We start from the raw sequence: 26,991 nt of genomic DNA, 5'->3' as shown, positions 1-26,991 counted from the left end.
GGTCAATTTATAAAAAAGAGGTTAGCTAAGAACTAACTAAAAAACAAAAATCCAAATGAAATTCAATACCAAAGTTATTCATGGTGGACAACATCATGATCCAAGTACAGGAGCGGTAATGCCTCCAGTATACCAAACCTCGACCTTTGTACAAACAAGTCCAGGAAAGCCTTTAAATCCAGATTACGAATACAGTAGAGCCGCAAATCCTACACGTACAGCGCTTGAGAATGCTTTGGCGAGTATCGAAAACGGAACACGCGGATTGGCTTTTTCATCAGGATTGGCCGCTACGGATTGTATTTTAAGATCGTTTAAAGCGGGTGACGAAATCATCGCTATGGATGATTTATACGGTGGTACCTACAGAATGTTTACCCGTATTTATAAAGATAGCGGAATTGTATTTCATTTTGTCGATATGAATGATTTGGATAAATTCAAGAAGTTGATTACTAAGAAAACCAAAATGGTTTGGGTAGAAACACCAACAAACCCTTTAATGAAATTGGCCGACATTCAAGAAATTGCCAAAATTACCAAAGCGCATAATATCCTTTTTGCTGTTGATAATACTTTTGCAACACCTTATCTACAAAAGCCTTTGGACTTAGGAGCTGATATTGTTATGCATTCGGCCACTAAATATTTAGGAGGGCATTCAGATGTAATTGCTGGTGCTTTGATTGTAAAAGACGAAGCTTTGGGAGACCAATTGCATTTTCAGCAATTTGCTACGGGAGCGACCTTGGGGCCAATGGATAGTTTTTTGGTACTTAGAGGTATAAAAACCCTGCATTTAAGAGTGCAAAGGCACTGTGAAAATGGCGCTAAAGTGGTTGAATTTTTGAGTAATCACTCCAAAATAAAAACAGTTTATTACCCAGGATTGCCGAGTCATCCACATCATGAAATCGCGATAAAACAAATGAGCGGTTTTGGAGGAATGGTTTCGTTTACATTTGTTTCAGGTAAAAAAGAAGAAGCAATTGATTTTCTAGAAAGACTAAAAGTATTCACTCTAGCAGAATCTTTGGGTGGAGTTGAATCCTTGGCCAATCATCCAGCACTAATGACGCATGCATCAATTCCGGAGGACAAAAGAAAAGCAATTGGAATCACAGACGATTTGGTACGATTGAGTGTTGGTATCGAAGATGCTGATGATTTGATTGCCGACTTGATTCAGGCATTAGAATAAAGGTGTAAAAAAAATCCCAATTTTATTAAACGAATAAAATTGGGATTTTTTTTGAACTATTTTGTCTAGTATTCTAAATAATAGATATAACCCACACCAACAAATGTTAGCCAGTCATTTTGTTTATTTTCTAGATACAATTCTTTATTTGGATTAAGACCATCAACCCAATCTGAATTGAAATATTGAACTCTTAGATCAAGTACAAGATCCGACATTCTATTTAATTTATATCGTGTTCCGATATTTACAGTTTCCGAAAGAACGGCTTTACTTTCATTAGAAAAGCCATGAGGACGACCTTCAGATGGAACCAAATATTTAGGGTGAGTAGTAGTCGCATTTCCTAATTCTCCCATAGTCGATGTCGCAGTCGCTGTATAATAGCTCATTTGAGCTCCCAATCCTATATAAGGCGCGAAACTTCCAATTGTATTTTCAAAATCATGAATATGCAAAGGGAAATATTCCAGTTGGAAACCTAAATTAATCAATTGAGTAGTACCTCTCATCGCTTCGAGCTGCTTGGATCCAATGGAATTTTTTTTGATCCATTCGCCATAGTGCTTCAAACTTGATTTGCTATAAGATAATTCGGATCTTAATTTGAAATGTTCTTTAAAATAGATGTTCTCATTGTCGTTGTACGAGAAGTTCATATAATCGACAATTGCAATACCAAAGCCCATATTGTTTAAATTGGTTTGGGTATTGTCACGTTGCCCATAATCGGACCGGAATTCGACGCGGCCAGTAATTACTCCAACTTCGTGTACAATTCCAGATTGGGGGAAAGCTGGAACGATACATCCAAATAGGATAATGATTACTAATAGTTTGTGTTTGATCATAGTAGGTTATTTTTCAAAATGGCGCAAAGATATAAAAACTATGTGCACTCAAATTATTATTCTCAAATATTTAAAAAACAGTAGGTTTTTATCGATTCATTACGAAAACTACATCGATTTCGTAAAATACATGGGCCATATATTGAATTTATTATAAATGATTAATAAAAAGATAATTTTGTAGTAAATGATCAAAAAAAAAGTTAAAATATTTAAAGAAGATGTATCTTTGCAAAACTAACGGAAGCGTTTTTTGAAACGTTTATAATTTAATAATCATGTCACAAAGTATTACAGATTTTATCGAATTAGTTGCCAAAAGAAATCCGAACGAGCCGGAATTTATGCAAGCTGTTACAGAAGTTGCTGAAACAGTAATTCCTTTTATCGAAGAAAACAAGAAATACCAAAACAAAATGCTTTTGGAAAGAATGGTCGAATCAGATCGAATCATAATGTTTCGAGTAGTTTGGACAGACGATAAAGGTGATACACAAGTAAATAGAGGATACCGTATTCAAATGAACTCGGCAATCGGACCATATAAAGGAGGAATTCGTTTTCATCCATCAGTAAATTTAAGTATTTTGAAATTCTTGGCTTTCGAGCAAACGTTCAAAAACAGCTTGACTACATTGCCAATGGGTGGTGGAAAAGGTGGAGCCGATTTTGATCCAAAAGGAAAATCAGATAATGAAGTAATGCGTTTTTGTCAAGCATTCATGACCGAATTGTCTAAACACATTGGCGCTAATACCGATGTACCTGCAGGAGATATCGGAGTAGGTGGAAGAGAAGTTGGATACATGTTTGGTCAATACAAAAGACTGAGAAACGAATTTACTGGAGTTTTAACCGGTAAAGGAATTTCGTTTGGAGGTTCATTAATCCGTCCAGAAGCTACTGGATACGGAGATGTATATTTTGCACAAAGTATGTTGGCAACCAAAGGAGAAAGTTTTGCTGGTAAAACAGTTGTAATATCAGGCTCTGGAAATGTAGCACAATATGCTGCTGAAAAAGCAACTCAATTGGGTGGTAAAGTAGTAACAATGTCTGATTCTGCTGGATATATCTACGATGCAGACGGAATTGATGCTACCAAATTAGCACACGTAATGGAAATCAAAAATGAGCTAAGAGGAAGAATTAGCGATTATGTTGCTAAATATCCAAATGCCAAATATGTAGCAGGTAAGCGTCCATGGGAAGTAAAATGTGATGTAGCCTTGCCATGTGCGACTCAAAATGAGTTAAACGAAGATGAAGCCAAAACTCTTGTGGCCAACGGATGTATCTGTGTTGCCGAAGGAGCAAATATGCCTTCTACTCCAGAAGCAGTTCACGTTTTCCAAAAAGCAAAAATCTTATTCGCTCCAGGAAAAGCATCAAATGCTGGTGGAGTTGCAACTTCAGGACTTGAAATGTCTCAAAATTCATTGCGTTTAAACTGGACTTCAGAAGAAGTAGACGAAAAACTAAAAACCATCATGAAAGACATTCACGCATCTTGTGTGAAATACGGTTCGGATGCCGCAGGTTATGTAGACTACGTAAGAGGAGCCAACATCGCAGGATTTGTAAAAGTTGCAGATGCAATGCTTGCTCAAGGAGTGGTATAATTTTTGACTTCAGAATTTAAATATATTGAAATGCCTTTTTTCTGTAAAGAATAAAGGCATTTTTTTGTGCTTATAAAATTCAGTTTTAAGATCATCAACTTCGTCAGTTCGCAAAAGCTCGTGTGGGCGAAACCCCATTGTAGAAAGGGAGCTATTTTAGACACCGCTTATTCGCTCCCTTTCTACAATGCGGTCGGGCTATCCACGCTACTTCGGTAGCTAGTTCCTATCCCTTTCGCGAACACCACAACTTCAAGGAAAATGACATATTTATGTTTTTTCAAGACCAAAAGCAAAATCACATATTCAAAAATTTTTCAAGAAATTATAAGTATTATTGAATATATTTGAGAACAGTACAAGTAAGTTATGGAGATGTATGTGTTCATTCAGTTTTCGGTGGATTTAATTAATCCCAACCTCTTTTTGCAGCACTAGATAGTTACTGCAATTGTATAAATAAATAAATTACACTAATGGAATACCACTTTAGAAAAGCCAAAATAGCTGAAATCCCTTCAATATGGGCTATTTTGCAATTGGCTATAGAAAGGAGAAAAAAGGACGGAAGTAATCAATGGCAGGATGGTTATCCAAACCCCGATGTGGTACAAAAAGATATTGAAAAAGAGACAGGATTTGTATTGACCGATGGAGAAACAATAGTTGGTTATTGCGCCATATTGATCAATGATGAACCTGAATATGCAAAAATTGAAGGAAAGTGGTTGACCAATGATGATTTTGTTGTGTTTCATCGTGTGGCTATTTCCGAGGCTTATTTAGGGAAAGGTTGTGCCCAAAAAATGATGGAACATATAGAAGACTTTGCTCGCCAGAACACTATTTATAGCATAAAAGCAGACACAAATTTTGACAACTTTGCCATGATTAAAATTTTCGAAAAGTTGGGTTACACTTTCTGTGGTCACGTTTATTTCCGAGGTGGACAAAGAAAAGCATACGAAAAAATGTTAGTTAAATTTTTCTAAGATTGGATAGGTACAAAATCTCCTAAAACCATCAGCAGTCATTTTTTAAACCGAGATTCCTCAATAGGAAAAATTTCATAAAGATGCGCAAAGGATTCGCAAAGACACGCAAAGGGAAATCGAATTCATTGAATGGAGCTTAAAAAACTTTGTGATTCTTCGTGTGACTCTGCGTAATAATGTCTATTGCTGAATCCGGGTTAAACTCATGCGTTTAACCGAGAATCATTATTCCAGAATCTTTATTTCTTTCCTTTGTACTATATTTGTGAATCAATATCCATTCCATGCAAAAAAGGCTTTTATACCTACTTTTTTTATTCGTATTACAAAACACTTTTGCCCAAAGTAATTTGTCTTGGCAAGGCTATTTTTCTTTTACCCAAATCAAAGCATTATCTCAATCGCCAACTGCTATTTATGCTGCTTCCGAGAATGTACTGTTTTCCAAAGACAGCAATACAAATAGCATAAAAACCACCACAACCGTTGATGGTCTTTCGGGCGAAACTATAACAGCGCTTTATTACAGTCCAACTTTTAACAAAACGATTGTTGGTTATCAGAATGGATTGCTCATTGTCATCAACGAAGCCGATGGATCGATGCTCAAAGTGGTCGATATTATTAATAAAAATTTACCTGCCAACATTAAGCGAATCAATAACTTTGATGAATTTAATGGAATTGTTTATGTTGCAACCGACTTTGGAATCGTGCAATTCAATTTGGCCTCGTCCAAGTTTGGAGATACCTATTTTATTGGTGACAATGGCTCCGAAATAAAGGTAACTCAAACTACAGTTTTCAATGGAGTTATTTTTGCTTCCACTTCGAGCGGAATTCGAAAAGGGGATACCACCAATCCTAATTTAATCGATTTCAAACAATGGCAAGTGACAACCGCAGGTGATTGGTCAGGGATCACTGCTTTTGGCACCGATTTATATGCTGTAAATTCAGTAGGTTACGTTCATAAATACGATTCGGGTTCCAATACGTTTATTGGTTTTTTGCCATTGGCGGAAGTAATCACTAATTTTCGTTCTACTACCGATTACTTTATCATAACGACAGCCTATAACATCTTTATTTATAACAATCAAATGGTATTGCAACGGCAAATTAACAGAAACCAAATTCCAGAAATAAATTCAAGTTTTAGCAGTACTACGATAATAAAGGATACGATTTATATTGGTACAACCGCAAACGGATTGATTACGACTTCGCTTTCGTCCACATCAACCTATGAAAATATAACACCGATTGGGCCATCCCGAAACAATATTTTCTCGTTGCAAGTGACTCCAACACAACTTTGGACAGTATATGGTGATTATGATGTTTTTTACAATCCGTATCCACTAGACTATTATGGCATAAGTAAATACAGTGCTTCTGGTTGGTTGAATATTCCTTATGATTCAGTTTTTGGAGCCAAATCGATGACCCAAATTGCAATCAATCCAACCAATGAGAATAATGTGTACGCCAGTTCATTTTTCTCGGGTTTGTTAAAAATTGAAAATGATATCCCAACAATTTTATACAATAAATCCAATAGTAGTTTAGAATCATTAGCTATCAGTCCGCCAGATCCTAATTATATTGATATCAGGATCAATGGTTCTGCCTTTGATAAATCGGGTAATTTATGGGTGACGAATTGCAGGGTTGCCAATGGTTTAAAAATGCTTAGTTCTAGTGGGCAATGGAAAAGTTATGCCATGGATAAAATATTATCGGACTTTAATAGCAATGATTTTGCCACTATGGTCATCGATAAATATGGTACAAAATGGATGGCAACCAATAAAAATGGTGTAATCGGATTTAATGAAAGCAGCAATACCTTCAAGAAAATCACTTTTGGCACAGACCAAGGAAATTTACCGATTCAAGACGTTCGAGCAGTTGCTGTAGACACCAAAAACCAGCTTTGGATAGGAACAACAAAAGGGTTAAGGGTTTTATCAAACGTAAATAATTTTCAAACCGAGAGCCAGTTGACAACCCAAAGCATTATTATTTTGGAAGATAATTTGGCTCAAGAATTGTTATACGAACAATTTATAACCGCTATCGAAGTTGATGGAGCCAATTATAAATGGATAGGAACAGCCGATGCAGGTGTATTTATGGTGTCGCCAAATGGTCAGGAAACCAAGTACCATTTTACGACAGACAATTCGCCATTACCGAGTAATGTAATAAACGATATTAGTATCAACAGCAGTACAGGAGCCGTTTTTATAGCGACTTCCAAAGGATTGATTTCTTTCAAAGGAATTGCAACAACAGCCAGTAATGACTTGAGTAATGTATATGTGTATCCCAATCCTGTTCGCCCAGAATATGAAGGTACTGTAAAAATTAACGGATTACTCAATAAAGCCAATGTAAAAATTACAGACGTGGCAGGCAATCTGGTTTATGAAGCGACTACCGAAGGTGGAACTTTAGAATGGGACACAACAGCTTTTGGAAAATACAAAGTAGCATCGGGAGTATATATGATTTTTGTTTCTGCTCAAGATGGCGTAGAAACCAAAGTCAAAAAAGTGATGATTATAAGGTAGTGTTCAGTGTTCAGTTTTTTAGTGATCAGTGAGCCGTATAACTGATAACGTATAACACATAACCCAACAAAATGTTAGTCAAAACCAAAGCCATAGTCATTTCGTCCTTAAAATTTCAAGAAAAAAGCTTGATTGTAAAATGTTTTACCTTATCGAGCGGACTGAAATCTTATTTTGTTCGGGATGCTTTTTCGTCTCGAAAGGCGAGTCAAAAAATGGCCTATTTTCAACCTTTGACGATCATCGAAATTGAAGCAGTTCATAAAAACAAAGGGACTTTAGAAAACTTCAAAGAAGTAAAAATTTCGTCTCCTTTTCATTCCATCCATTCCGATATTTACAAAAGCACCATGGTGATGTTTCTTTCCGAAATTTTACACCATTCAATACATGAGGAAGAAAAAAACGAATCCTTGTTTACTTTTCTCGAAACTGCTTTGCATTGGTTGGACCAACACGATGAAATTGCCAATTTTCATTTGATTCTAATGCTGGAAACCTCAAAGTACCTTGGTTTTTATCCAGACACTTCGGATATGGATATGCCTTTTTTCGAAATGACCGAAGGAGTTTTCGCTCCTTTTCATGCCATTAGTTCCCTTAGTGAACATGAAAGCCAATTGTTTAAAAAACTAATTCAATTGAAATTCGACACCGACCAAAAAACGTTTCATGTCATAGAAAGACAATTGCTTTTGAAAATTTTAATCGATTATTACAGTTTTCATCTCGACGGATTCAAAAGACCAAAATCTTTGGATGTTTTGAAAGAAGTTTTTTCCTAAAATAAATATAAAATTATATATTTGCTTTCAATCAAAATGCATTACTTTTTTTGTGAATTTATTGCATTTTAATAGAAAAAACAAACCAAAAGTTATTTAAAAAAACCAACAAAATGAAAAAAATGAAGTTTTCAATGTTGCTGATTCTATTTGTCAGCATATCGGTGTTTTCACAAAGAAGTTTCGATGAAGTTATTAAGACAGATAGCAATATCTCAGATTTGGTCCAAAACGAAATTACTGGAATTATTGTGTTTAAAGGAAGTGGAAAAATTAGCGGGATAGATGCTGAAACCAAAAAAGTAGTATGGACATTAACCAAAGAGGATTATGGAAATCCATCAACTATGGAAATTTTAGGGGATGGCGATTTTGACAAGATGTTTAAAGAAAAAAAAGAATTAAAAAGTGTTCCTAATAGCCCTTATGTAGAAGCTTATATCAATTCTAAATTCTTAATCATAAACACTGATACTGGAAAAATAGTTTACAATTCATCCAATGAATCTTTTTGGGTTGTACAATCTGATTTTCTTCCTGAAACGAATGAATATTTGATCACTGTAAGAGAAAAAGGAAATATGAATATTGCCTTAATAGATATGTCAACAGGAAGTATCAAGTGGAAAACTGCTGTTGATAAAGCAAAATCTATATTTAGTTTGTCTCTAAAATCAATTATCAATAAAGCTCAGGTAAATGGAGCTACAATTTATTACCTATTATACGGAAAACTATATTCTTTTAATAGAGAATCAGGAAAATTAAATTGGCAAGCCGAAGAAGAATATACTAAATTTTTCCCAACTCAAAACGATAATAATATTGTTGTAATTAATTCTGCTGGAACATTTTCATCAAAAGAGTACCTAAATGTTTTGAGTACTGAAACTGGAAAAAGTATCTGGAAAGAGTCTATAAAAACAAAATATGTAGTTTATCTTGAAGATTGGGGAACCAAATTATTGATAGCACATTTCGGAGGATTTAACTTTTTCGACCTAAAAACAGGTGAAAAAATATGGAAAAAAGATGCTCGTGGAGATGGATTGAAAAAAGTGATTCCTATCGATAAAGACTTTTTGTATGTTGCCGAAAATGAAATGATGTTGATCAACAAAGACGGAGAAAAACTTTGGAAAAACTTTATTGAAATTGCAGATGACAAAGAAGATCCTATTTTCTACTTAGGAAAAGTGGGAGAAAAAGTAATGTATCTTACTGGAACTTATGGGAATATGGTAGATTACAAAACGGGTAAAAAATTATGGAAACGTAACATACAGTTTAATAAAGATCGTCCAGTTTTACCAACTTTTGATGAATTAACCAATTCGTACTTAGTATATAATGACGAGAAATTATACAAATTCAATCCAACAATTGATGATAAACCAGAGCCCTTTGCAAAAGTGAATATCAAAAGAGAGAAAGAATTAAACAGTATCGAAATGTTTCCTTGGGGAGTTGCGCTTTCTGGACCTGTAGAAGTAATGGGTGTTGCACTTGATGGAACAATAAAATACCATGTTACGTACAGTCAACCGGGTGAAACTGGAAGACAGTTTATAAAAGGAGGTGCAATGTTAGCTAGTTTTGCATTGGGAGCCACATCTGTAGCCACAGGAATTCAAGGTTCTGAATGGACTATGACTACTCGTGATGCCGATGGTAACGAAACTACATCTGTAGTAAAACAAAAAGACAAAGCAAAACTAAATCAATCTGCTGCTGCTGCTGCTGGAGCTGGTGCAATGGCAATGGTAGCCGAAAAATTTGGATCTCGTTTTAATGCGATGAAACAAAATAAAGATTTTGCCTATATTTTTGCAAAAACCGAAACTGGTGAAAAAATGCTAGTAAAAGTTAGAAAATCAGACGGAGTTGAAGTTGATAAATTAATATTTAAAAACAATCACCCCGTTTATGAAATTGATCCAGCCACACAAAACATTTTTTATGTTTTGGATGATTCGATAGAAATTTTTAATAAAAAATAAAAACACTAGAGCCATCAAAATTTAATTTGATGGCTTTTTTTTTACACATATGAAAAAAACACTACTGCTACTTTTACTATTTTTAGGATTTAATACAATCCATGCGCAAGATAAAGTTGCCTCCAAAAAAGGCAAATTTTTTATACCTACAATTCTGTATTCGCAGTATCCTAGCTTAGACAATGTGATCACTCAAACCACTTTTTATCAAATAGATCCGGAATTAAAAACGGAAGAGCAAGTTTTGAAAAAAAATTATTTCAATATTGATGGTTATTTAAAGGATCCTTCAAATGGGAAGTTAAAAATTTATATCACTATTCCTCTTCCAAAATATACCGTTACTCAAATGGATAGTGTTTACAATTCTAAAACCAAAGATTGGGACTATTATCCATATTCTAAATTTGATGTAAAAATTAATATTGAAGTGAAATGTGCCGATAAATTAATTTATTCCAATGAATTTGTAAGTTCTGAGAAAAACGTTTTTCAAGGGAATTATAAAAAAAGTGAAGCCACAGAAGCCGTATCCAACAATAGAAAAATAATGAGTCATTCGGATATTAAAAATGACTTCAGTATTGAGGAATTAGGAATGGATGTGGTCATTTATGCAACAATGGATCGTATTCAAAATTTATTAAATTATAAATTGGGATATTCAAGTGAAGAAAGAAAAGAAAAGTTTGAGTTTATGACCTCCAAGTCGCATCCTGAATACCAACAAATGCTAGCATATGAGAATGAGATTACCCAGCAAATGAATAAAGTGACTTTAGAAAACGGTTTAAATGCCAAAGCATTAATGCCTCATTTGCAGTATTTGGAAAGCCTTTTGACTAAATATCCTCAAATTCCTGAAAATGAAAACATTCGATTTATAGTCTCTTATGATTTGGCTTTAACGTATTTGCTTTTAGAAAATAAAGAGAAAGCATTGTATTTTGCTGATGTCTTAATAAAAAACGACAAACAAAGTTCGAAAGGAACAAATATTATAGATCGTGTCAATAAAGCTAACTTTGTTGATAAAATAGTCAGAACACATACCAATCGTTTTGTTGAATTAAAAAAATTAGGTTTTAAAATTAAGGAAGAAAAGGAAGAAGCTCGACTTGCTTTTTTTGAGCGAATAATTCAAGAAGATGCCGATTGGGAACAAGAGAAAATAGACAGACGAAACGCTATTGAGAAAAGTATTTCGGAAAGAATGAATATACTTGACTCTGTTTATTTTCAAAAAAATTCTGAATTATTGAGCAAAATCATAAATAGTTTGGGAGGAAATGAAGCTATAAAGAAAATAGAAAAAACACATATTTTATCGAAATTAAAATTAGATGATAATAACATGCCTCAAACGGAAGAAAAGTGGTCAACGGCAACAAATTATCTTTTAAAGAAAAAAACACCCAATAATTATTTTGAAATTGTGAATGGACCAGAATCATGGATGCATGACGATTTGGATAACAGTACCGAAAAATGGAAAAAAATAAATAGTTCCGATTATTCCAATATTGTTACCAATCTAGATCCACTAAATTTGTTGACCTCATTTCGTATTGACTTATGGAATAAGTTTGATTTAGTTGCGGATGAAATGGCAGACGGGAGATCGTGTTATCACCTTACTTATTTTGAGAAAACACTGAATTCCAGTAACCGAATGGTTCCCAAAACCGAATATAATCTCTATATAGACAAAGAAAATTTCACCATTGTTTCTTTTGAAAAAACAGAATATTTCAAGGGAAACAAAAGTTCATTTGAACGTAAAATATTTCAAGATTACAGAGAAATTGGAGCGTTAAATAACGGAAAAATTCCACATAAAATTCTGAATGAAATAGAAGATTATTATGGAGAAACCTCCTATCAAGAACTTAGAGAAAAAGTAGAGGTAAATCCTGTTTTTGGCAATAGGATTTTTATGAAAGAAGTTTATTTTGGTGGATTTAAATAAAACTAAATTTTTAAAAACCCGAACTGAAATTGTATTTAGTCGGGTTTTTTTATGCAAATTAAAATCTCTTTGCACACCAAAGTCGTTATAAAGGAAAATCAATTTTGGGTTTTTAAAAGTCCTTTTTCGATTCATGACCTTGTTTCCGTTATGGAAACTGTCAGAATCAGTATTATTTTCAATAGTTTCAAGCACTTCAGTGTGAAGGATAGTTTTTTTTACGTTGGAAATTAATTCAAAAAACAAAAAAAGCAATATGTAACTTTTGCCTATGTCTTTGTCTTTTTATTTTAAAATTTCTTACTTTCGCACCACGATTAAGAAAAGGATAAAATGAGCACAAAATTTACTGAATACAAAGGACTTGACTTGCCAACAGTGGCGTCAGAAGTACTGGATTTTTGGAAGGAAAAAAACATCTTTGAAAAAAGTGTAACCACTCGCGAAGGAAAAGAACCTTTCGTGTTTTTTGAAGGTCCTCCTTCGGCTAACGGATTACCAGGAATTCACCACGTAATGGCACGTGCGATTAAAGATATTTTTTGCAGATATAAAACCCAAAAAGGGTTCCAAGTAAAGCGTAAAGCAGGTTGGGATACCCACGGATTGCCTGTAGAATTGGGTACAGAGGCAGCACTTGGAATTACCAAAGAAGATATTGGAAAAAAAATAACCGTAGCCGAGTATAACGAAGCGTGTAAAAAAACCGTAATGCGTTATACCGATGTATGGAATGACCTTACCGAAAAAATGGGATATTGGGTTGATATGGAAGATCCGTATGTGACTTACAAATCCAAATACATGGAATCGGTTTGGTGGTTGTTGAAACAAATCTACAATAAGGATTTGATGTATAAAGGGTACACCATTCAGCCGTATTCTCCAAAAGCAGGAACTGGTTTGAGTTCTCATGAAGTGAACCAACCCGGAAGTTACAGAGATGTAACTGACACTACAGTTGTGGCACAATTTAAAAGCCCCCTAACCCCCGAAGGGGGAAATGAGGAGAACTCAATTTCAAAAGCATTCGGTCTTAGCTCCCCTCTTTCGGAGGGGCTGGGGGAGGCTTTTTTCTTAGCATGGACTACTACGCCTTGGACTTTGCCAAGTAACACGGCCTTGACTGTTGGTCCTCGAATAGAATATGTTTTGGTAAAAACATTCAATCAATATACGTTCCGTCCATCGAATGTGATTTTGGCGAAGAATTTGGTTGGGAAACAATTTGGCAAAGGATTTTTCGAAAGTAGTGAACCATCCGATTTTGAAAATTTCAAAGAAGGAGACAAAAAAATACCATTTCTAATCCTTGCCGAATGCAAAGGAGCTGATTTAGTTGGAATTCGTTACGAACAATTAATGCAATATGCATTGCCTTACCAAAATCCAGAGAATGCTTTTAGAGTAATTTCAGGAGATTTCGTAACCACCGAAGACGGAACCGGAATTGTGCACACTGCCCCAACTTTTGGAGCCGATGATGCCAAAGTAGCCAAAGAAGCTACACCAGAAGTTCCGCCAATGTTAGTATTGGATGAAAATGAAAACCCAGTTCCATTAGTCGATTTGCAAGGAAGATTCACCTCACACATGGGAGAGTTTGGCGGTAAATATGTTAAGAACGAATATTATACTAATGATGATGCGCCAGAACGTTCTATCGATGTAGAAATTGCCATTCGATTAAAAGAAGAAAACAAAGCATTCAAAGTAGAAAAATACGTGCACAGTTATCCACACTGCTGGAGAACCGACACGCCAATTTTATATTATCCTTTGGATTCTTGGTTTATAAAAATTACCGAGGTCAGAGATCGTATGTTCGACCTGAACGAAACCATCAATTGGAAGCCGAAAGCTACAGGAGAAGGTCGTTTTGGGAATTGGTTGAAAAACGCTAACGATTGGAATTTATCCCGCTCTCGTTATTGGGGAATTCCATTGCCTATCTGGAGAACCGAAGATGGAACCGAAGAAATGCTAATCGGATCCGTAGAAGAATTATACAACGAAATCGAAAAAGCAGTTCAAGCAGGAGTACAAGGGGAGAATCCATTCAAGGAATTCCAAGTTGGAAATATGTCCGAAGAAAATTATGATTTGATTGATTTGCATAAAAATGTTGTCGATGAAATTACCTTGGTTTCTGCTTCTGGAAAAGCAATGAAGCGTGAGGCTGATTTGATAGATGTTTGGTTTGACTCCGGTGCCATGCCGTATGCGCAATGGCATTATCCTTTTGAAAACAAAGATAAAATAGACGAAAACAAAGATTTTCCAGCCAATTTTATTGCCGAAGGTGTGGATCAAACCCGTGGTTGGTTTTATACACTACACGCTATCGGAACTTTGGTTTTTGATAAAATAGCGTATAAAAATGTAGTTTCCAACGGTTTAGTGTTAGATAAAAACGGACAAAAAATGTCCAAACGTTTAGGAAATGCCGCAGATCCTTTCGAAACCTTAAAAGAATACGGTCCAGATGCTACGCGTTGGTACATGATATCGAATGCCAATCCTTGGGACAATTTAAAATTCGATTTAGAAGGAATTGCTGAGGTGCGTCGTAAGTTCTTTGGGACTTTATACAATACCTATTCATTCTTCAGTTTGTATGCCAATATTGATGGTTTTAAATACGCAGAAGCTGAGATTCCTGTAAACGAAAGACCGGAAATTGATCAATGGATTATTTCAGAATTAAATACTTTGATTGCAGCCGTTGATAGCTATTATGACGATTATGAACCTACAAAAGCGGCTCGTGCGATATCCGAATTTGTACAAGAGAACTTGAGTAACTGGTACGTTCGTTTGTGTCGTCGCCGTTTCTGGAAAGGAGACTATGCACAAGATAAAATTGCAGCTTATCAAACACTTTATACCTGTTTGTTAACCATAAGTAAATTAGGTGCACCAATTGCTCCTTTCTTTATGGATAAACTTTACAAAGATTTAACAGGAGCTACACAGAGCGAAAATTTTGAGTCTGTACATTTGGCACTGTTTCCAGTTTCAGTTGAAAAGTATGTTAATAAAATGTTAGAGAGCAAAATGCAGAAAGCACAGACGATTTCGTCACTGGTTTTGTCACTCAGAAAAAAGGAGATGATCAAGGTACGCCAACCATTGCAAAAGGTAATGATTCCAGTACTTGACGTGAATCAAAGACTCGAAATTGAAGCCGTTTCAGACCTCATAAAAGCAGAAGTAAATGTAAAAGAAATCGTACTTTTGGACGATGCTTCGGGAATTTTGATCAAACAAATAAAACCAAATTTCAAAGCTTTAGGGCCTCGATTTGGAAAAGATATGGGATTGATTTCCAAAGAGATACAAAATCTAACTACAGAACAAATCTCACAATTTGACAAGGAAGGATCTTTAACTATTGTAATTGCGGGAAATAGTGTAATTTTATCACTAGAAGATGTTGAAATATCCTCTCAAGATATCGAAGGATGGTTAGTCGCTAATTCAAACGGAATAACAGTTGCGTTAGATATTACGATTTCTCCCGAGTTGAAACAAGAAGGAATTGCAAGAGAATTGGTCAACAGAATTCAGAATATCCGTAAAGATGCAGGTTTTGAAGTAACGGATAAAATTAAAGTGCATTTGCAAATGAATGATACTTTGGAAACAGCAGTAAAGGCCAACGAAGACTATATAAAATCGGAAACATTGACAGAAGTGCTTGTTTTTGAAGAGAATATAGCTCAGGGCACGGAAATTGAGTTTGATGGAATAACAACAAATATAATCATAACAAAAAATTAGTATTATGGTAGATGAAATTGCAAGATACTCTGACGCTGATTTGGCAGAGTTTAAGGAGATCATTCAAAACAAAATCGAAAAGGCTCAAGCCGATTTGGATTTGATAAAAAGTGCCTATATGAATGACCTTAACAATGGAACGGATGATACATCTCCCACTTTTAAAGCATTTGAAGAAGGTAGCGAAATCATGTCTAAAGAAGCTAACTCTCAATTGGCCATTCGTCAAGAAAAGTTTATTCGTGATTTGAAAAACGCACTTTTCCGTGTTGAAAATAAAACATACGGAGTTTGTAGAATTACAGGAAAATTAATCGGAAAGGAAAGATTAAAAATCGTTCCTCATGCCACAATGAGCATCGAAGCCAAAAATTTACAACGATAAATTTCTTTTCATAAAATAATTAACGCTCCTTTGGGAGCGTTTTTTTTGATTAAATTAGTACTTTTACGCCATTAAATTTTCAAAAATGTCATTATTCAAAGCATACTTTCTCATCATTATTATATTATTAGTTGATCAATTTTCTAAAATTTATATAAAAACAAATTTTATTTTAGGCGAAGAAGTCCATGTCTTCAATTGGTTTCAAATTCATTTCATCGAAAATGAAGGGATGGCTTGGGGCACCAAAATACCGGGGGAATACGGAAAATTAATTTTAACCGTTTTTAGACTGTTTGCCGTTGTCGGAATTGGATATTGGTTGTGGGACGCCGTAGAGAAAAACAGCTCTAATTATCTCATAGTTGCCATCGCTTTAATACTTGCCGGCGCATTCGGGAACATCATCGACTCTGTTTTTTATGGCGTGATTTTTGACGACAGCCACCAGCAATTAGCCACTATATTTTCAGACAAACCCTATGGCACATGGCTCAACGGTCAAGTAGTCGATATGTTTTATTTTCCATTCATAAAAGACTATCCAATGCCAGAATGGGTTCCATATTTTGGTGGACGAAATTTCACTTTTTTCAATGCCATTTTCAACGTTGCCGATATGGCCATTTCAACTGGAGTTGGAATTTTAATCGCTTTCAACAAAAAAGCATTTCATAAAAACAATTAGTATTTATATCCCATTTCTTTTCAGAAGAATTTGGGCAAGACCACAATAAAAAATGGGGCTACTTTGCATACGTGCTAGTGGCCCCATTTTTTATTGCGGTCGGGCTATTGCCATTACTTCGGTAATTTGGCGCTATCCCTCTTGCGGTCGTAAAACAAGATCATTTGTTTAATAAGAATCCTTTTGATTTTAAACCATTAAGGCATTAAGAGTAATTAAGCTTCAAAACTTAATTGCTCTTAATGCCTTTTAATTTTTGCTTCATATTCTAAAACGCCCAAACTCCATTTGGAGTTACACAATAATCCAGCAACACATCACTCTCAAAAACATCCGAAATTTGTTCTTCGGGTGCAAAGAACGAAAGACCAATTTTTATAGTTTCTGGTTTGCAGTCGGCCAAGAATTTATCATAGAAACCTTTGCCGTAACCCACTCGGTTTCCCTTTTTGTCAAAAGCCAAAAGCGGGACAAAAACCACATCAATTTTTGTAGCAGGAACTTCTAGGCCATCAACAGGTTCTGGAATGTTGTACTCGTTTTTTTTTATTTTGGTATTGTCCGTCAAAAGAAAATGAGTCATTTCTCTAGTTGCAAAATTACTTTTCGAAATCACAATTTCCTTGTCTTTTCCAGCCAGTAGGTGAAGAATAAATTCAGTATTGATTTCCTTTTGCTCTTCAATAGGTAAAAAAATGTGGAAATACGTTTTCTCCCAAATAGTAAGTTTGATTATTTCATTGGCAATAGCCAAACTCTTTTCTTCAATTTCAATTTCAGAAAGGTGGTTGCGTAAGGCCTTATATTTCGCTCGTAATTCTTTTTTTAGCATAAAGTGATTCTTTTAGATCGGTGATAAAAGTACTCAAATGATCTACTTCTACGTGATCCATAATCACAATTTTATACCAGGAATTATCACCATTGTGTTTTTGAGGAACCAAATCGAATTTTTTGACCAAACTTTCTTCGATAAATTGCGCTTGAATGGTTACAATATTCATAAACGGTTCTCTAAAATACCCTACTTTCAATTCGTCCAATTGATCACAGAGCCACTGTGTTCTCATTTGTAAAATTCGAACTTTTTCACACCATCCAAAAGGTCCATAAGTAAACAAAATCATCCAAACTGCAACTGCATTGGCTCCCGATCGACTGCCACAAAGGGTTAAGTCCATTCCTTCTACATACTCAGCTTCTTTGGTCAAAACGTTTTCTATTAAGCCTTTTCGGCATAAAAATATTCCGGTTCCATAAGGAGCTTGGAGCATTTTATGTGCATCAATGGTTATTGAACTAATTTTTGGATTTTCAAAATTCAGATCACTTTCTTTATTGCTAAAAGGGTAGATAAAACCTCCGTAAGCGCCATCAACATGGATTTTATACAGTAAATTGTGTTTTTCCAGTATATGGATATAATCGTTAGGATCATCAATAGCACCAAACATAGTAGTTCCCATATTTGATATGACAATAAAATATTTCTTTCCTTTTTCTTTGGCTTTTATAATGATGTTTTCTAGTTGAAACGTATCAATTTCACGAGTATTAAAATCAACAGGGACTTTCAGCCAATCCAACATTAGTATATTGGCAGCTTTTGGAATAGAGTAGTGGGTATCTTCAGAGGCAAGTATGGCAATTTCTTGAGGATTAGCGCCTAGTTTATAACTAAAATAATTACGATACATCCAAATGGCTTGTATGTTGGCTTCGGTACCTCCTGGAGAAATATACCCGTCATAAGTTTTGGGTTGCGCCTTAAAAACATCTACGGCGAGTACATTCAAGACCTCACGTTCCATTTCTTGAGTGCCTTTAAAAGCTTTTTCTGATGTGCCTAATGTGTGGCAACCTATATGATTAGGATTGGCTACATAGGTTTTCAGAGTTGGAGCGTCTTTTAAGAAGGAAGCTTCCTCATTGTAGACTTTACTGTCGAGTTTTGAGGCGGGATATCCTAAAGAAGTATCTAAAGAAAAATTTACATTCTCTTCTAGGGCTTTTTCAATGCGGGCTTTTTTCTCTTTTTGAGATAATTTTTTCCAATACAACATAATCGCTATAATTTGTCCAAAATTACAAGTATAGAATTTTAGAAAATATGATAAATGTTAGTTTTTGGTTTCTAATAGTTAAAGTGTTTCTTCTATGGCATTTTCAGCAGTATTCGAAAGGTGATAAATGGCATCTCCTTGATATACAATTGGTGAGTGGTTGGCATTGAGTACATAACCATCGTTTGGTGCTTTTATTTTTCGTTCAAATTTTCCAAAAGGGTCAGTTATCATGCCTAATACGGTTCCTTTTTTGACAAATTGACCTACCAAATTTTGATCAATTAACAAACCTGAACATTTGGCTCTTAACCATCCTGATTTTTCAATATATATAGTTGGTTTTTTTTGGATTGGTACATCATGTTTTGGATCGAGCATGTCTAAATGGTTCAAAAGTCGCTTGATTCCATTGATTCCTTCTTGTGCAACATCGTGATTAATATCTAAAGATTTTCCACCTTCAAAGAGCAACATTTTTACATTCAGTTTCTCGCTGGAACTTCTAAAAGAGCCTGCAATATTTTTTGAAAATAAGGTAAAAGGCGCATTAAAAGCATCGGCCAATATTTTTACATTAGGGTTATTTGGTGTAAGCCTAATTTGAGGCGCGTTAAATCGGCTGGCACCGCCCGCATGAAAGTCGACGGCATAATCTACAAGCGGCATGATGTCGGTTATGATATGATAGGCAAATCGGCTGGCTAATGATCCTTTTTTGCTGCCAGGAAAGACCCGATTCAAATCCCTTCCATCGGGGAAATCTCGAGATCGATTGATAAATCCGTATATATTAATAATGGGGATACAAATTATAGTTCCTTTTTTGGGTTTGTTTATTTTTTTACTGATGATTTGCCTTACGATTTCGATGCCATTAAATTCGTCTCCATGAATCCCTCCAGAAAAGAGAACAACAGGACCAGCAATTTTGGAACGTTTAATAATTATCGGAATTGTTAATTTTGTTGTGGTATGTAGTCGAGCTATTTCCAGTTGGATGGTTTTACTTTCGCCAGGCAAAACACTTTCGCCAAAAATTACTAAAGGTTTATAATCTTTCATGGTTTAAAAATAAAAGCTAAATATAGAAATTATTTATTTGGTATTAAAAATTTGATTTTGGTTTACGTCAATGTTATTTGTAAATTTGAAAAAATGAAGAATTGAGATTTGTCTACTGCAATCTATTAATTATCAGAAGTTTTAAAAAAAAATGACCAATCCTAATTTAGCCCTGCAAATACAAACCCTACCTGACGGTCCTGGTGTATATCAATATTACGATAAAGAAGGGAAAATTTTATATGTAGGTAAAGCTAAGAATTTAAAAAAACGAGTTTCTTCTTATTTTAATAAAATTCACGATACCGCGAAAACCAATGTATTGGTCAAGAAAATTGTTACTATCAAGCATATCGTGGTTCCTACGGAAACAGATGCTCTTTTGCTAGAAAACAATTTGATAAAAACCTTGCAACCCAGATACAATGTGTTATTGCGTGATGATAAAAGTTACCCTTGGCTGTGTATCAAGAAAGAGCCTTTTGCGCGCATTTTTGCCACCCGAAGAATGGTCAAAGATGGATCAGAATATTTTGGGCCTTACACCAGTTTTAAGACCGTACACACTATTTTAGATTTGATAAAAGAATTGTATCCCTTGCGGACTTGTAATTATGATTTAAGTAAAAATAATATTGACAGCGGTAAATTTAAAGTCTGTTTAGAATACCATATTGGCAATTGCAAAGGCCCTTGCGAAGGGTTTGAAACATTAGAAAATTATCAAAAACAAGTCGATGCGATTCGGGAAATTTTAAAAGGGAATTTCAAGGAAAGCATGAAAGATTTCAAACGTCTCATGACCAGTTTGGCACAAGACATGCATTTTGAAGAAGCCCAAAAAATAAAAGAAAAAATAGAAGTGCTCGAGAATTACCAATCTCGTTCTACAATTGTAAATCCGAAGATAACCAATATTGATGTTTTTTCTATCGTTTCTGATGAAAGTGCGGCTTTTGTCAACTTTTTGCAAATTTCTCATGGTTCCATTATTCGATCGCACACGATGGAAATCAAAAAGAAGCTTGAAGAAACAGATGAGGAATTATTAGAATTGGCTATAATCGAATTGCGGGAGCGCTTTCAATTATTGTCCAAAGAAGTGATTGTTCCTTTTGAAGTAGATTTGGGACCAACATTAAAAATTACAGTACCACAACTAGGAGACAAAAAACAGATACTTGATTTATCCATTCGAAATGCCAAGTTTTATAGAATAGAGCAACTCAAACAATTGCAAATTGTAGATCCAGATCGCCATACCAATAGAATTATGGCACAGATGAAAAGTGATTTGCGTTTGCCAGTGGAACCGAGACATATAGAATGTTTTGACAACTCTAATATTCAAGGAACCAATCCCGTGGCGGCTTGTGTGGTTTTTAAAGACGGGAAAGCAAGCAAAAAGGATTACAGACATTTTAATGTAAAAACCGTAGTGGGGCCAGATGATTTTGCTTCGATGGAAGAAATCGTTTATCGCCGTTACAAAAGATTGTTGGACGAAAACGAGCCTTTGCCCAATCTAATTATTATTGACGGAGGAAAAGGGCAATTGTCATCAGCATTAAAGAGTATTGACGCTTTGGGACTTCGCGGTAAAATTGCTATTATCGGTATTGCCAAAAGGCTAGAAGAATTGTTTTATCCTGGAGATTCTATTCCATTATATCTGGATAAAAAGTCTGAAACACTGAAAGTCATTCAGCAATTGCGTAATGAAGCCCACCGTTTTGGAATTACATTTCACCGCGACAAAAGAAGTAAAGCGGCATTGAATTCTTCTATAGAAAGTATTCCAGGAATTGGCGAAAAAACAATGCTGACGTTAATTCAACATTTTAAAAGTGTTAAAAGATTGAAACTGGCAACCGAAAAAGAAATTTCGGACGTTATAGGAGTATCAAAAGCCAAAAAAATTACCGACTTTTACAACACAAAGTAACCTGCCCTTATGTATAGAATAGTGTTTTTTATTATTTTATTTTTTTCTTGTTTGAATTCATTTTCTCAAGACACTGTAAAAAAACCTAAAATAGGTTTGGTGTTGAGTGGAGGTGGAGCCAAGGGACTAGCGCATATCGGAGTTTTAAATGTGCTTGAGGATGCTGGAATTAAGTTGGATTATATAGGTGGAACCAGTATGGGGGCTGTTATTGGAGGTCTTTACGCAATGGGATACAATGCCAAACAGATTGATTCTATAATTGATGTGACCAATTTTAGTAATGTTATAAATGATTTTATTCCACGTTCTTCTAAAAATTTTTATGAAAAAAGGAATGATGAATTATATGCATTGACGCTTCCATTTAATAAGTTTAGTATTGGTACGCCTGAAGCATTGTCCAAGGGGATGTATAATTTTAATATGTTAAGCCGATTGACCTTGCCAGTGCGGCATGTTAGGGATTTTAAAACCCTTTCTATTCCTTTTTTGTGTGTTGGAACTAATATTGCAATAGGAGAACAAGTGGTGTTTGATAAAGGAATTTTGGCACAGGCAATAACAGGAAGTTCATCCTTGCCTTCGGTATTTTCACCAGTGATAATTGATAATAATCTTATTGTGGATGGTGGCGTGATAAATAATTATCCGATAGATGAAGTTCGAAAAATGGGAGCTGATATTATAATTGGTGTAGATGTTCAATCCGGTTTGCTTAGTAAAGACGAATTAAAAAGTGCTTCAAAAATTTTCTTTCAAATCACCAATTTGCAAATGATTGAAAGGATGAAATTAAATGCAAATTTAACAGATGTTTATATCAAACCCGATGTAAAAAATTACGGAGTGGTTACTTTTGATAAAGCTACAGAAATAATAAAAAAAGGAGAAGATGCCACATTTGCTGTTTATGAAAAAATAGATCTTTTGGCAGATAAAACAAACCCGTATCATAAACCTAAATTAAAGATCGAAACCGATAGTTTGACTATTGTTGATATCAAAGTAAATGAATTGATAAATTATTCTAGGGATTATGTTATCGGTAAATTAAATTTTAAACCAGGTGCCAAAATAAGTTTCAAAAACTTAGAAACAGGAATTAATAATCTGAATGCCACTCAAAACTTTAGTGCGGTGAGTTATTATTTTGAAAAAAATGGTATGTATGATGATTTGATTCTGACATTGACCGAAAGTCCTGTAAAAACTAATTTAAAATTTGGATTGCATTATGACGGTTTGTTCAAAAGTGCTATTTTGGCTAATGTTACCAATAAAAAAACATTTTTTAAAAATGACTTTTTATCAGTGGATTTGGTAGTGGGGGATAATGTGAGGTATTATTTTGACTATTATATTGATAATGGATTTCAATTGAGTTATGGTTTCAATTCACATTTAAGCCGATTTAATAAAAACATTCCGGTAAAAGTGATAACTTTTAATAAAAAAGCCTCAAATTCTATAAATGTTGATTATGTGGATTTGTCTAATCAAGTGTATATTCAATCGGTATTTGCTCAAAAATTTCTTATTGGAATTGGAGCTGAATTTCAGTATTTAAATATTACCTCAGAAACACTAGAATTGAATTCTACAATTACAAAAAGTGATTATACCAGTGCATTTGGCTATATAAAATACGATAGTTACGATAATAAATACTTCCCGAAAAAAGGGTGGTATTTTTCAGGTAATTCCCAATTTTATATGTTTTCATCTGAAGATTCAGATACATTCGAACCTTTTTCTATTTTGAGTGCAGAAGCAGGTATTGCTCAAACAATTTTTAAAAATGCAACTGTTAAACTTCAAGCAGAAGCTGGAGCATCTATTGGGGATAAAAGTTTGCCTTATTTTGATTATATGTTAGGTGGCTATGGATTTAATACAACAAATAATTTTAGGTATTTTTATGGATATGATTATTTGAGTCTATCAGGAAATAGCTATTTGGAAACTACAATCACTTTAGATTATGAGATATTCAAAAAGAATCATCTCAACTTTTCAGCCAATTATGCCAATTTAGAAGATGATTTATATGATTCCTTAGATTGGATTTCTTGGCCCAAATACTCAGGCTATGCGCTTGGTTATGGTTTAGAAACCATTATTGGTCCTGTGGAAATAAAATATTCATGGTCACCAGAAATATCAAAATCGCACCTTTGGTTTTCGGTTGGATTTATTTTTTAATTTGTGTTTTTTATCGATAAAAATTACGACATTTGTAATTATGAAAACAAATTGGATCGGTTTATTAGAGTATCTTCAATTCTTAATCAAAAGAAATCCAGAGTGATTCTTTGGGTTTTATCCCTATTGTAGGATCATAGAATAAGATGCTTTTATGATGTTTAGCAATGCATTTGCAATGCAAAAGGCAACTTTTATATGGACTATTGCTTTAAAGAATTGTTTACTATCTAATCTAATTGTTATGCCAATATATCACAAACTAGGAAATATTCCTCCTAAAAGACACACCCAATTCGAAAATCCAAACGGTGGCTTGTATTTTGAGCAACTCTTTGGTACCGAAGGTTTTCACGGTCATTCTTCTTTATCCTATCACATTCACAGACCAACTCAGGTAAAAGAAATTCTTAATTCCTATTCCGTTGAACCCAAAATTGCAATTGGGAAAAACATAAAATCATTATTACTTAAAGGCTTCGAATTGAAACCGGAAGATGATTTCCTAGACAGTCGTAAAGCCATGTTGGTCAATAAAGATTGTACTATTGGACTGGCAGCACCCAGAAAATCATTGACCAGCTATTTCTACAAAAATGCCGATGCCGATGAGATGCTATTCATTCACAAAGGCAAAGGAAAACTCCGTACGATGTTGGGAAATATTCCTTTCGAGTATGGTGATTATTTGATCATTCCACGTGGTATTATTTATCAAATCGAGTTTGAAACCGAGGAAAATCGCTTGTTTTATGTAGAGTCTTATGCTCCTTTTTATACTCCAAAAAGATATAAAAATGACTCTGGACAACACTTAGAACATTCACCATTTTGCGAACGCGATTTTATTTTGCCAACCGAACTAGAATCGCATGACGAAAAAGGAGACTTTGTTATCAAAATGAAAAAAGAAGGGATGATGCACGAAGTGGTGTATGCCACTCACCCTTTTGACGTAGTGGGTTGGGACGGCTACAATTTTCCGTACGGTTTCAGCATTCACAATTTCGAACCTATTACAGGTCGTGTGCATTTGCCACCTCCTATTCACCAAACTTTCGAAACTAGCACTTTTGTGGTCTGTTCTTTCGTTCCAAGATTGTACGATTACCATCCAAAAGCCATTCCGGCACCTTACAATCACAGTAATATTGACAGCGACGAAGTGTTGTATTATGTAGACGGTGATTTCATGAGCCGCAACAATATTGAGCAAGGACATATTACTTTACACCCAAAAGGGATTCCACACGGCCCAGCTCCTGGTGCTATGGAACGTAGTATCGGACACAAAGAAACGCAGGAATTGGCCGTAATGGTTGACACCTTCCGACCACTTATGGTGACCGAAGAAGCAATGGGAATAGACGATGGACAGTATTATAAATCTTGGGTAGATGCCCCCTAGCCCCCAAAGGAGGAATTATAACTTCTCAACACTAAATAGAACGTAAAGTATAAATTGTTAACTAAAATCCTATTTACCCCTAATAGGAATTCCCCCTTCGGGGGCTAGGGGGCTTATCATGGCAAAAGAAGTAAAATCAGTAGAATACGGATTAGAAAAAATATTCGAAGGAGCTCAAGATTTCCTTCCATTACTAGGAACCGATTATGTCGAATTCTACGTAGGTAACGCAAAACAATCGGCACATTATTATAAAACCGCTTTTGGGTATCAATCATTGGCCTATGCTGGACTGGAAACAGGCGTAAAAGACAGAACATCTTATGTCTTAAAACAAGACAAAATCCGAATTGTTTTAACCACTCCCTTAACACAAGATTCGCCACTACACGACCATTTAAAAAAACACGGTGACGGAGTAAAAGTTGCCGCACTTTGGGTAGAAGATGCAAGAAGTGCCTACGAAGAAACCATGAAACGTGGCGCTCGTTCTTTTATGGAGCCAACGGTGGAACAAGATGAATTTGGTGAAGTAGTTCGCTCTGGAATTTATACCTATGGCGAAACTGTGCATATTTTTGTAGAACGAAAAAACTACAACGGCGTTTTCTTACCAGGCTACAAGGAATGGAAATCCGATTACAATCCAGAACCAACTGGTTTGAAATACATTGACCACATGGTAGGAAATGTGGGTTGGAACGAAATGAACACTTGGGTAAAATTCTATGAAGACGTCATGGGATTTGTGAATTTCCTTTCTTTTGATGACAAACAAATCAATACCGAATATTCGGCTTTAATGAGTAAAGTAATGTCAAACGGAAACGGAAGAATCAAATTCCCAATAAACGAACCAGCTGAAGGAAAGAAAAAATCACAAATTGAAGAATATTTGGATTTTTATGGTGGACCTGGAATTCAGCATATTGCTATTGCAACTGATGATATTATTAAAACAGTGTCAGAGCTAAAAGCAAGAGGAGTTGAGTTTTTGTCTGCTCCACCTCATACCTATTATCAAGCTATTCCCGAACGATTGGGAGTGCACATGGAAATGATGAAAGAAGATTTGAACGAAATTGAAAAATTAGCCATTATGGTCGATGCCGATGAGGATGGTTATTTGTTGCAGATTTTTACCAAACCCGTTCAAGATCGTCCAACTTTATTTTTTGAAATAATTCAAAGAATGGGAGCCAAAGGGTTTGGTGCTGGGAACTTTAAAGCGCTTTTTGAGTCCATAGAACGAGAGCAGCAATTACGAGGTACATTATAAAATTTAGTTATTTTTGCGGTATCAATAAAAATAATAGTTAATTAACCCTTAAAATTGCAAATGTTGTGTTAAACTTGACTTTTCGCTAAGAAAACCTTGATTTATACAATACCTTTGCACTCGCAAATCAGGAAGGGGTGGTTTCCTTCTTAGTTTCATATAAATTTT

Annotated in this window: 18 protein-coding genes; 14 read left to right on the top strand and 4 right to left on the bottom strand. The window is 34.9% G+C overall.

What is annotated here, in order from left to right:
* Nucleotides 1–55: 55 nt before the first annotated feature.
* The gene (locus tag OZP06_RS06970; RefSeq protein WP_269224248.1) at nucleotides 56–1,201 is read left to right on the top strand and encodes a cystathionine gamma-synthase; all 1,146 of its coding nucleotides are present in this window, start codon (nucleotides 56–58) and stop codon (nucleotides 1,199–1,201) included.
* A 65-nt stretch (nucleotides 1,202–1,266) separates the two neighbouring features.
* Here OZP06_RS06970 and OZP06_RS06965 read toward each other — a convergent pair whose 3' ends face one another.
* On the bottom strand, nucleotides 1,267–2,052 hold the full coding sequence (locus OZP06_RS06965) for a glutamate dehydrogenase (protein ID WP_281238500.1): 786 nt from the start codon (nucleotides 2,050–2,052) through the stop codon (nucleotides 1,267–1,269).
* Between the two features lie 278 nt (nucleotides 2,053–2,330).
* Between OZP06_RS06965 and gdhA the strand changes: the two genes are divergently transcribed.
* The 9 genes from gdhA to OZP06_RS06920 all read left to right on the top strand — a co-directional run bounded on the left by gdhA (nucleotide 2,331) and on the right by OZP06_RS06920 (nucleotide 16,858).
* Complete coding sequence (gene gdhA, locus OZP06_RS06960) at nucleotides 2,331–3,674, top strand: NADP-specific glutamate dehydrogenase (protein WP_281238501.1); 1,344 nt, start codon at nucleotides 2,331–2,333, stop codon at nucleotides 3,672–3,674.
* A 476-nt stretch (nucleotides 3,675–4,150) separates the two neighbouring features.
* The gene (locus OZP06_RS06955) at nucleotides 4,151–4,666 is read left to right on the top strand and encodes a GNAT family N-acetyltransferase (protein ID WP_269224246.1); all 516 of its coding nucleotides are present in this window, start codon (nucleotides 4,151–4,153) and stop codon (nucleotides 4,664–4,666) included.
* Nucleotides 4,667–4,953: 287 nt separating this feature from the next.
* Complete coding sequence (locus OZP06_RS06950) at nucleotides 4,954–7,248, top strand: T9SS type A sorting domain-containing protein (protein WP_269224245.1); 2,295 nt, start codon at nucleotides 4,954–4,956, stop codon at nucleotides 7,246–7,248.
* Between the two features lie 71 nt (nucleotides 7,249–7,319).
* Nucleotides 7,320–8,033: a DNA repair protein RecO gene (recO, locus tag OZP06_RS06945; protein ID WP_269224244.1), complete on the top strand. Its 714-nt coding sequence runs from the start codon at nucleotides 7,320–7,322 to the stop codon at nucleotides 8,031–8,033.
* 113 nt (nucleotides 8,034–8,146) lie between these two features.
* The gene (locus OZP06_RS06940; protein WP_281238506.1) at nucleotides 8,147–10,033 is read left to right on the top strand and encodes a PQQ-binding-like beta-propeller repeat protein; all 1,887 of its coding nucleotides are present in this window, start codon (nucleotides 8,147–8,149) and stop codon (nucleotides 10,031–10,033) included.
* Nucleotides 10,034–10,082: 49 nt separating this feature from the next.
* The gene (locus OZP06_RS06935) at nucleotides 10,083–12,002 is read left to right on the top strand and encodes a hypothetical protein (RefSeq protein ID WP_281324408.1); all 1,920 of its coding nucleotides are present in this window, start codon (nucleotides 10,083–10,085) and stop codon (nucleotides 12,000–12,002) included.
* 333 nt (nucleotides 12,003–12,335) lie between these two features.
* Nucleotides 12,336–15,785: an isoleucine--tRNA ligase gene (ileS, locus tag OZP06_RS06930; protein ID WP_281324407.1), complete on the top strand. Its 3,450-nt coding sequence runs from the start codon at nucleotides 12,336–12,338 to the stop codon at nucleotides 15,783–15,785.
* Nucleotides 15,786–15,789: 4 nt separating this feature from the next.
* Nucleotides 15,790–16,170 (top strand): TraR/DksA C4-type zinc finger protein, encoded by a 381-nt coding sequence (locus OZP06_RS06925; protein ID WP_264566230.1) that lies wholly within the window; start codon nucleotides 15,790–15,792, stop codon nucleotides 16,168–16,170.
* Between the two features lie 85 nt (nucleotides 16,171–16,255).
* Nucleotides 16,256–16,858: a lipoprotein signal peptidase gene (locus tag OZP06_RS06920; RefSeq protein WP_281324406.1), complete on the top strand. Its 603-nt coding sequence runs from the start codon at nucleotides 16,256–16,258 to the stop codon at nucleotides 16,856–16,858.
* 268 nt (nucleotides 16,859–17,126) lie between these two features.
* Here the strand turns inward: OZP06_RS06920 and OZP06_RS06915 are convergent, their stop codons facing one another.
* The 3 genes from OZP06_RS06915 to OZP06_RS06905 all read right to left on the bottom strand — a co-directional run bounded on the left by OZP06_RS06915 (nucleotide 17,127) and on the right by OZP06_RS06905 (nucleotide 19,986).
* The gene (locus OZP06_RS06915; protein ID WP_281324405.1) at nucleotides 17,127–17,690 is read right to left on the bottom strand and encodes a 5-formyltetrahydrofolate cyclo-ligase; all 564 of its coding nucleotides are present in this window, start codon (nucleotides 17,688–17,690) and stop codon (nucleotides 17,127–17,129) included.
* Nucleotides 17,659–18,921 (bottom strand): pyridoxal-dependent decarboxylase, encoded by a 1,263-nt coding sequence (locus OZP06_RS06910; RefSeq protein ID WP_281324404.1) that lies wholly within the window; start codon nucleotides 18,919–18,921, stop codon nucleotides 17,659–17,661. The genes OZP06_RS06915 and OZP06_RS06910 overlap by 32 nt, the downstream gene beginning before the upstream one ends.
* Before the next feature lie 78 nt (nucleotides 18,922–18,999).
* On the bottom strand, nucleotides 19,000–19,986 hold the full coding sequence (locus tag OZP06_RS06905; RefSeq protein WP_281324403.1) for a succinylglutamate desuccinylase/aspartoacylase family protein: 987 nt from the start codon (nucleotides 19,984–19,986) through the stop codon (nucleotides 19,000–19,002).
* A gap of 151 nt (nucleotides 19,987–20,137) precedes the next feature.
* Between OZP06_RS06905 and uvrC the strand changes: the two genes are divergently transcribed.
* From uvrC to hppD, 4 genes are all read left to right on the top strand, one after another.
* Nucleotides 20,138–21,931 (top strand): excinuclease ABC subunit UvrC, encoded by a 1,794-nt coding sequence (gene uvrC, locus OZP06_RS06900; protein WP_269224235.1) that lies wholly within the window; start codon nucleotides 20,138–20,140, stop codon nucleotides 21,929–21,931.
* A 51-nt stretch (nucleotides 21,932–21,982) separates the two neighbouring features.
* Complete coding sequence (locus OZP06_RS06895; protein ID WP_269224234.1) at nucleotides 21,983–24,136, top strand: patatin-like phospholipase family protein; 2,154 nt, start codon at nucleotides 21,983–21,985, stop codon at nucleotides 24,134–24,136.
* A gap of 244 nt (nucleotides 24,137–24,380) precedes the next feature.
* Complete coding sequence (locus OZP06_RS06890; protein ID WP_269224233.1) at nucleotides 24,381–25,544, top strand: homogentisate 1,2-dioxygenase; 1,164 nt, start codon at nucleotides 24,381–24,383, stop codon at nucleotides 25,542–25,544.
* Between the two features lie 118 nt (nucleotides 25,545–25,662).
* Nucleotides 25,663–26,823: a 4-hydroxyphenylpyruvate dioxygenase gene (gene hppD, locus OZP06_RS06885; protein WP_269224232.1), complete on the top strand. Its 1,161-nt coding sequence runs from the start codon at nucleotides 25,663–25,665 to the stop codon at nucleotides 26,821–26,823.
* Nucleotides 26,824–26,991 lie beyond the last annotated feature (168 nt).

It is taken from the genome of Flavobacterium sp. IMCC34518, from assembly GCF_027111095.2.
In the GTDB taxonomy this organism is placed as follows: Bacteria; Bacteroidota; Bacteroidia; order Flavobacteriales; family Flavobacteriaceae; genus Flavobacterium; species Flavobacterium praedii.
The sequence above is the reverse complement of the archived record's forward strand: the minus strand, read 5'-3'. Positions and strand labels throughout refer to the sequence as shown.

Coding starts and splice junctions, on each gene's coding strand:
- OZP06_RS06970 (WP_269224248.1), top strand. CDS start 56: ATGAAATTCAATACCAAAGTTATTCATGGTGGACAACATCATGATCCA.
- OZP06_RS06965 (WP_281238500.1), bottom strand. CDS start 2,052: ATGATCAAACACAAACTATTAGTAATCATTATCCTATTTGGATGTATC.
- gdhA (WP_281238501.1), top strand. CDS start 2,331: ATGTCACAAAGTATTACAGATTTTATCGAATTAGTTGCCAAAAGAAAT.
- OZP06_RS06955 (WP_269224246.1), top strand. CDS start 4,151: ATGGAATACCACTTTAGAAAAGCCAAAATAGCTGAAATCCCTTCAATA.
- OZP06_RS06950 (WP_269224245.1), top strand. CDS start 4,954: ATGCAAAAAAGGCTTTTATACCTACTTTTTTTATTCGTATTACAAAAC.
- recO (WP_269224244.1), top strand. CDS start 7,320: ATGTTAGTCAAAACCAAAGCCATAGTCATTTCGTCCTTAAAATTTCAA.
- OZP06_RS06940 (WP_281238506.1), top strand. CDS start 8,147: ATGAAAAAAATGAAGTTTTCAATGTTGCTGATTCTATTTGTCAGCATA.
- OZP06_RS06935 (WP_281324408.1), top strand. CDS start 10,083: ATGAAAAAAACACTACTGCTACTTTTACTATTTTTAGGATTTAATACA.
- ileS (WP_281324407.1), top strand. CDS start 12,336: ATGAGCACAAAATTTACTGAATACAAAGGACTTGACTTGCCAACAGTG.
- OZP06_RS06925 (WP_264566230.1), top strand. CDS start 15,790: ATGGTAGATGAAATTGCAAGATACTCTGACGCTGATTTGGCAGAGTTT.
- OZP06_RS06920 (WP_281324406.1), top strand. CDS start 16,256: ATGTCATTATTCAAAGCATACTTTCTCATCATTATTATATTATTAGTT.
- OZP06_RS06915 (WP_281324405.1), bottom strand. CDS start 17,690: ATGCTAAAAAAAGAATTACGAGCGAAATATAAGGCCTTACGCAACCAC.
- OZP06_RS06910 (WP_281324404.1), bottom strand. CDS start 18,921: ATGTTGTATTGGAAAAAATTATCTCAAAAAGAGAAAAAAGCCCGCATT.
- OZP06_RS06905 (WP_281324403.1), bottom strand. CDS start 19,986: ATGAAAGATTATAAACCTTTAGTAATTTTTGGCGAAAGTGTTTTGCCT.
- uvrC (WP_269224235.1), top strand. CDS start 20,138: ATGACCAATCCTAATTTAGCCCTGCAAATACAAACCCTACCTGACGGT.
- OZP06_RS06890 (WP_269224233.1), top strand. CDS start 24,381: ATGCCAATATATCACAAACTAGGAAATATTCCTCCTAAAAGACACACC.
- hppD (WP_269224232.1), top strand. CDS start 25,663: ATGGCAAAAGAAGTAAAATCAGTAGAATACGGATTAGAAAAAATATTC.